Below are 997 nucleotides of genomic sequence, written 5' to 3'. Positions count from 1 at the left end.
AGGCCCAGGCGTTGGCCTGATGACGAACTACCCTGCGCCTAATCCCGCAATCCCGCACCCTCGCGAGGGCCGAAAAGCCGCGGGATTGAGGTGCGGGATTGCGGGATTGGGTGCGGGATAAGGGGGGGCGGAAATAACGGGATCTGGAATGAATGCGGGAGGTTGCCGCTGGTCGACGACCGGGACCTCGGTCGGCGCCGTCGTCGCCCTGCTCGTCAGTGACGGATGCGCCATGCCATGCATGGACGCATGACATCCAATTCCGCGCCACCGGCGAGCGACCGGCGCGCCGTCCCCGCTGCCCTGCTGCTGGCCACTCTTGCGACAGGCTTCATCGTCTATGGCTCGCTCTATCCGTTCCGCTTTCGCCCGCTGCCGGAGGGGCAGAAGCTGCTGGACGCGGTGCTCGCTGCACTGGCACGGCGTCCCGGCGGGCGCGGTGACGTGGCGGCGAACCTGGTGCTCTACGCGCCGCTCGGCTTTGCGCTCTGCTTCGCGCTCGCGGCGCGGCTGCGCGCTGGCCTGGCGACACTGCTCGCCGCGCTCGCCTGCGCGCTGCTTTCCGCCGGCATGGAGATCAGCCAGTTGCATGTCGCCGGCCGCTCTTCCAGCGGGTTCGACCTGATGTTGAACGCGCTGGGCGGCGGGATCGGCGCGGCCGCGGGGGCATTGGTAGCGCGCAGCGCCTGGCGGCCGCGCGGCGTGGCGCTGGCGCCAATCGAGCCACTTGCCGCGCTGCTGCTGATCTGCTGGCTGGCTTATCGGCTGTATCCCTACATCCCCTCCATCGACCTGGGCGAGTGGCGGCAGAGCCTGGCGCCGCTGATTCGCGCGCCGCTGCTCGATCCCTGGCGGGGCCTGCGGCTGTGCCTGCTCTGGTTGGTCACGGCGCGCCTGCTCGGGGCCGCCTGGCCACGGCTGGGCGGAGCGCTGCCCTTCGCGGCGCTCGTCCTCGGCACGCTGGCTCTTGCCGTGCCGATCGTGGACCGGCGCATGG

The 997-nt window shown here is 70.8% G+C and carries 1 protein-coding gene; it reads left to right on the top strand.

The features are described 5' to 3' along the window. Positions 1–249 precede the first annotated feature (249 nt). Positions 250–997 (top strand): VanZ family protein (locus ACFHPP_RS31165; RefSeq protein WP_437167102.1); only part of this gene is annotated, 748 nt, incomplete at its 3' end.

This window comes from Falsiroseomonas sp. E2-1-a20, from assembly GCF_051433195.1.
In the GTDB taxonomy this organism is placed as follows: domain Bacteria; phylum Pseudomonadota; class Alphaproteobacteria; order Acetobacterales; family Acetobacteraceae; genus Falsiroseomonas.
The sequence above is the reverse complement of the archived record's forward strand: the minus strand, read 5'-3'. Positions and strand labels throughout refer to the sequence as shown.